At 71.1% G+C, this 4,882-nt stretch carries 4 protein-coding genes; 3 read left to right on the forward strand and 1 reads right to left on the reverse strand.

Annotated elements, in window-relative coordinates:
* The 3 genes from trpD to trpA form a co-directional block, all read left to right on the forward strand.
* Window positions 1–835, forward strand: an 835-nt coding sequence (trpD, locus tag RWX45_RS00560; RefSeq protein ID WP_316021848.1) for an anthranilate phosphoribosyltransferase, incomplete at its 5' end; no start/stop codon positions are given.
* Entirely contained in the window at window positions 832–3,027 is a 2,196-nt protein-coding gene (gene trpB, locus RWX45_RS00565; protein WP_316021849.1) for a tryptophan synthase subunit beta, read from the forward strand. The genes trpD and trpB, both read left to right, overlap by 4 nt.
* Before the next feature lies 1 nt (window position 3,028).
* A complete protein-coding gene (gene trpA / locus RWX45_RS00570) occupies window positions 3,029–3,901 on the forward strand; it encodes a tryptophan synthase subunit alpha (protein ID WP_316021850.1) in 873 nt (290 codons plus the stop codon).
* 63 nt (window positions 3,902–3,964) lie between these two features.
* Here trpA and RWX45_RS00575 read toward each other — a convergent pair whose 3' ends face one another.
* A complete protein-coding gene (locus tag RWX45_RS00575) occupies window positions 3,965–4,699 on the reverse strand; it encodes a response regulator (RefSeq protein ID WP_410050658.1) in 735 nt (244 codons plus the stop codon).
* Window positions 4,700–4,882 lie beyond the last annotated feature (183 nt).

A 4,882-nucleotide genomic window follows, 5' to 3' on the forward strand; every position in this document is an offset into this window, starting at 1 on the left:
CGCCGCCCGCCCCTTCCCGGAGGTCACCTTCCCGCTCGTCGACGTCGTCGGTACCGGCGGTGACGGCGTGGGCACCATCAACATCTCCACCGCCGCCGGCATCGTGGCCGCCTCCATGGGCATCTCCGTCGCCAAGCACGGCAACCGGGCGGTCTCCTCCAAAACCGGCGCCGCCGACGTCGTCGCCGCCCTGGGCCTGCCCCTGGACCTGACCCCAGAGGATGCCGTGGAGATCCTCGCCCGGGACCACTTCACCTTCCTGTTCGCCCAGGCCTACCATCCGGCCATGCGGCACGTCGCCCCGATCCGCAAGGCCCTGGCGACGCCGACCATTTTCAACGTGCTGGGGCCGCTGCTCAACCCCGCTCACCTCACCTACCAGCTCATGGGGGTGGCCGACCCGGACATCCTCGACATGATCGCCGAGACCATGGTCAAGCTCGGCCGCAAACGGGCCCTCATCGTTCACGGCGCCGGCACCGACGAAATCGCCGTGCACGGCACCACCCTGGTACGCGAGGCCACCCCGCGGGGCGTCAAGGCCTACGAGGTCACGCCCGAGGACTTGGGCGTGGACACCTACAGCCTTCAGGATGTGCTGGGCGGCGCCCCGCAGGAGAACGCCGCCCTGCTGCGCGAGGTGTTCGCGGGCCAGGGGGCCCCGGCCCACCGTGACGCAATCGCCGTCAACACCGGCGCGCTGCTGTACTTGGCGGGCCCCGCGGACAACCTCGCCGACGGCACCCGCATGGCGCTGAACCAGCTGGCCAGTGGCCGGGTCGCCGAGCATCTGGAATCCATGACCAAGGCGAGCAGTGAGGGGCAGACCCGATGAGCACCCGCCGTCCCCACCGCTTCCCCGTGGCCGAGCGCCTCATGACCACCGGAACCGTCCTGGATGCGATCGTGGCCGCCCGGCGCAAGCGCCTGCCGGAGCTGCGTTCCCGTTTCGGCCACCTGACCGCTGAGCAGCTGGAGCCATCCCAGCGTTCCTTCGCTGACGCCCTGCGCACCCGTAGCGGCGCTCACGCCGGCCCGCGCCCCGCACTCATCATGGAGTGCAAGTCGGCCTCGCCCTCACGCGGCACCATCCGCTCCGACTATGACCCGGCGGCGCTCGCACACGCCTATACACCCTGGGCCGAGGCCGTGTCGGTGCTCACCGAGCCGGACCGCTTCAACGGGTCCTTCGATGATCTGGAGGCCGTGCGCTCCGCGGTGGAGGTGCCGGTGCTGTGCAAGGACTTCATCGTTGACCCCGTTCAGGTGCTGGCCGCCCGCAGCCTGGGAGCGGACGCGATCCTGCTCATGCTCTCGGTGGTGCCCGACGATGTCTACACCGAGTTGGCAGGCCTCGCGCACCGCCTGGGCATGGACGTGCTCACCGAGGTGTCCACGCCCGCGGAGATGCACCGGGCCGCCGCCCTGGGGGCGCAGGTGATCGGCATCAACAACCGCGACCTGCGCACACTGCACACCGACATCGCCCGTACCGAGGAGCTGGCACCGCTGGCGCCGTCGGGCGTGGTACTGGTGGGCGAGTCGGGGGTCGAGACGGCCGACGACGTGCGCCGCCTGGCCGGAATCGTGGATGCCCTGCTCATCGGCTCGGCCCTGTCCGCCGCCCCCGACCCGGGCGTGGTGGCGCAGGTTTTGGCCACCGCCGTGCCGTTGCCGGAGCGCGGCCGGTCCCGCACCGCTGGCGCCGTCGACGCCACCGCACCCAGGGAGCACGCCGGTCACACGCATCCGCGGCTGGACGCCTATTTCGGACCCTACGGGGGCCAGTACGTACCGGAGCTGCTCATCCCCGCCCTGGATCAGCTCGAGGACGCCTTCATCGACGCCCAGTCGGATCCGTCCTTCGCCGCGGAGCTGGATGAGCTCATGCGCCGCTACCTGGGGCGTCCCACGCCGGTGACGGAGCTGCGCAACCTGCCCCGCCAGGGCAATGCCCGCATCTTCCTCAAGCGGGAGGACCTGGTACACGGCGGCGCGCACAAGGGCAATCAGGTGCTGGGGCAGGCGCTGCTGGCCAAGCGCATGGGCAAGACGCGCATCATCGCCGAGACGGGCGCCGGTCAGCACGGCACCGCCACCGCCATGGTGTGCGCGCTGCTGGGTCTGGACTGCACCGTCTACATGGGCGCCACCGACGTGGTGCGGCAGGCCGCCAACGTCGAACGCATGGAGCTCATGGGGGCGAAGGTCGTGCCGGTCGCCTCCGGCGCCGGCACACTCAAGGACGCCGTCAATGAGGCGCTGCGGGACTGGACGGCGTCCTTCGCCACCACCCACTACCTGCTGGGCACAGCCGCCGGGGCGCACCCCTTCCCCACGATCGTGCGCGAGTACCACCGCTGCATCTCCCGTGAGGCCCGCGCCCAGATTCTCGCCCTGACCGGGCGGCTGCCCGATGAGGTCATCGCCTGTGTGGGGGGCGGCTCGAACGCGATCGGCATGTTCGCCGAGTTCATCGACGACGTCGGTGTGGGGCTCATCGGTGTCGAGCCCGCCGGGGAGGGGCTGGACACGCCCCGCAACGGCGCCCCCATCAACAACGGCACCACCGGCATTCTCCACGGCGCCCGCAGCTACCTCATGCGCACCCCGGACGGGCAGGTGGAGGAGTCCTTCTCCGTGTCGGCGGGTCTGGACTATCCCGGGGTCGGTCCCGAGCACGCCTGGCTGGCGGACTCGGGGCGCGCCCGGTACGTGGCCATCACCGACGATGAGGCGGTGGAGGCCTTCCGGCTGCTCAGCCGCTGGGAGGGCATCATCCCGGCCCTGGAGTCGGCCCACGCACTCGCCCAGGCGCTCAAGATCGCCCGTGAGACGCCGCCCGACGCCCCCACGCCGCATCTGCTCGTGTGTCTGTCGGGGCGTGGCGACAAGGACCTGGAACAGGTGCGCATGCGCCTGGGCGGAACCTTCTCCGAGGACTCCGCCGTCGCGCGGGCCGCCGCCATGGTCGAACAGATGGGCAAGCGCACCGAGTACCTGTCCCTGGCCAAGAAGGAGGCCTGACATGAGCCGCTATCCTGCTATGTTCTCCCGCCTGGCCGGCGCCGAGCAGGGCGCTTTCGTGCCCTTCGTCATGGTCGGTGATCCCACCCCCGCCGCCTCCGAGGCCATCATTGAGGCGCTCATCGACGGCGGCGCGGACGCCCTCGAGCTGGGCACGCCGTTCTCCGATCCGGTGGCCGACGGGCCCACCATCCAGCGCGCCCACCTGCGGGCGCTGCATGCCGGGGCGAGCTTCGCCGACTGTCTGCGGGTGGTGGCGCGGGTGCGTGAGCGTCACCCGGAGCTGCCCATCGGCATGCTCATCTACGGCAATGTGCCCTTCGCCATCGGTCTGGACGCCTTCTACGCCGACTGTGCGGCGGCGGGCATCGACTCGGTGCTGCTGCCGGATGTGCCCGTGCGCGAGTCCGAGGAGTTTTCGGCGGCGGCCGCGCGCGCGGGCATCGACCCGGTCTACATCGCCCCGCCGTCGGCCTCGGCGCAGACGCTGGACGCGGTGGCGGCAGCCTCACGCGGCTACGTGTACGCGGTCTCGCGCGCCGGGGTCACCGGCACCGAACGCGCCTCCTCCACCGTGGGGTTGGCGCAGTCGGTGGCGCGGCTGCGCGCCGATGCGGCGGCACCGGTCATGTTGGGCTTCGGCATCTCCGCTCCGGAGCAGGTGGCCGAGGCGATTGCCGCCGGCGCCGACGGGGCGATCTCCGGATCGGCGGTGGTCAAGATCGTTGAGGCGCATGCCCCCGCGGTGCTGGCCGCGCTGTCCGATGCGGGTGAGGACTGCGCCCAGTACACCGCCGCGGTGGAAGCGATGACGGCCGAGTTGCGTGACTTCGTCTCCCGCATGAAGGCCGCCACCCACCGAAACCGGCACTAATAACGTACCGAAAGCTGCCCAGGCAATTCCCAGGGTTCACCGAGGCCGGTGCCGTGGTGGCGGCTACGTCATTTCGGCCGGTTTGGGCATGTCATTTATGCCGGTCTCGCGGGAGCCGGTCAGCAGATCGTCGAGGGCGACCAGGCCGGTGCGCAGGGCGAGCAGGACCAGCTGGACCCGGTCGCGCGCACCGGTCTTGGCCAGCAGGTGGGACACATGCGTCTTGACTGTGGCCATGGACAGCCACAGCCGGTCGCAGATCTCCTGGTTGGTCAGTCCCCAGGCGATGAGTTCAAGCACCTCCCGCTCCCGCTCGGTCAGCTGGCTGGGCAGCATCTGGTGCGGCGGCGGTGCGGCCAGGGTGGGGCGCGCTTCCCGTCTCCCGCGCACCGCCGTGAGCAGGCGGCGGGTGGGGCCCGGTGAGATGACCGAGTCGCCGCCGTGCACGGTGCGCACCGCCTCAATGAGCCCTGCCGGCGGCGTGTTCTTCAACAGGAACCCGGACGCGCCCGCCTGGATGGCGCCCATGACATAACCGTCGGTGTCGAAGGTGGTGAGGATGACAATGCGCCCGTGCGCGCCCTGCTCAACCAGGCGGCGGGTGGTGGCCACGCCGTCGAGTCCGGGCATCTGCACGTCCAGCAGCATGACGTCCACGGGCTGGGTCTCGGCCCGCCGCAGGGCCTCCTCACCACTGGTCGCCTGCCAGACCACCTCCATGTCGCTCTGCGCGCCGAGCAGCATCGCCAGCCCGGCAGTCAGTAGTGGTTCGTCGTCGACCAATGCGATCCTGATGATCTCGCTCATGCCACCTCCCGGCGTCGGGATGCCCCGGCCGGCTCGGCCGCCGCGGGCAGGGTGGCGTGGAGGCGCCAACCGCCCGACGGCGTCGGGCCGGCCTCAACGTGCCCGCCGACGGCGGCCACACGCTCCCCCATGACCCCCAGCCCCGCGCCGGGACGGCCGGAGCCTCCTGACGTG

Origin of the sequence: Actinomyces sp. MRS3W, assembly GCF_032465695.1 — a bacterium.
Classification (GTDB): Bacteria; Actinomycetota; Actinomycetes; order Actinomycetales; family Actinomycetaceae; genus Actinomyces.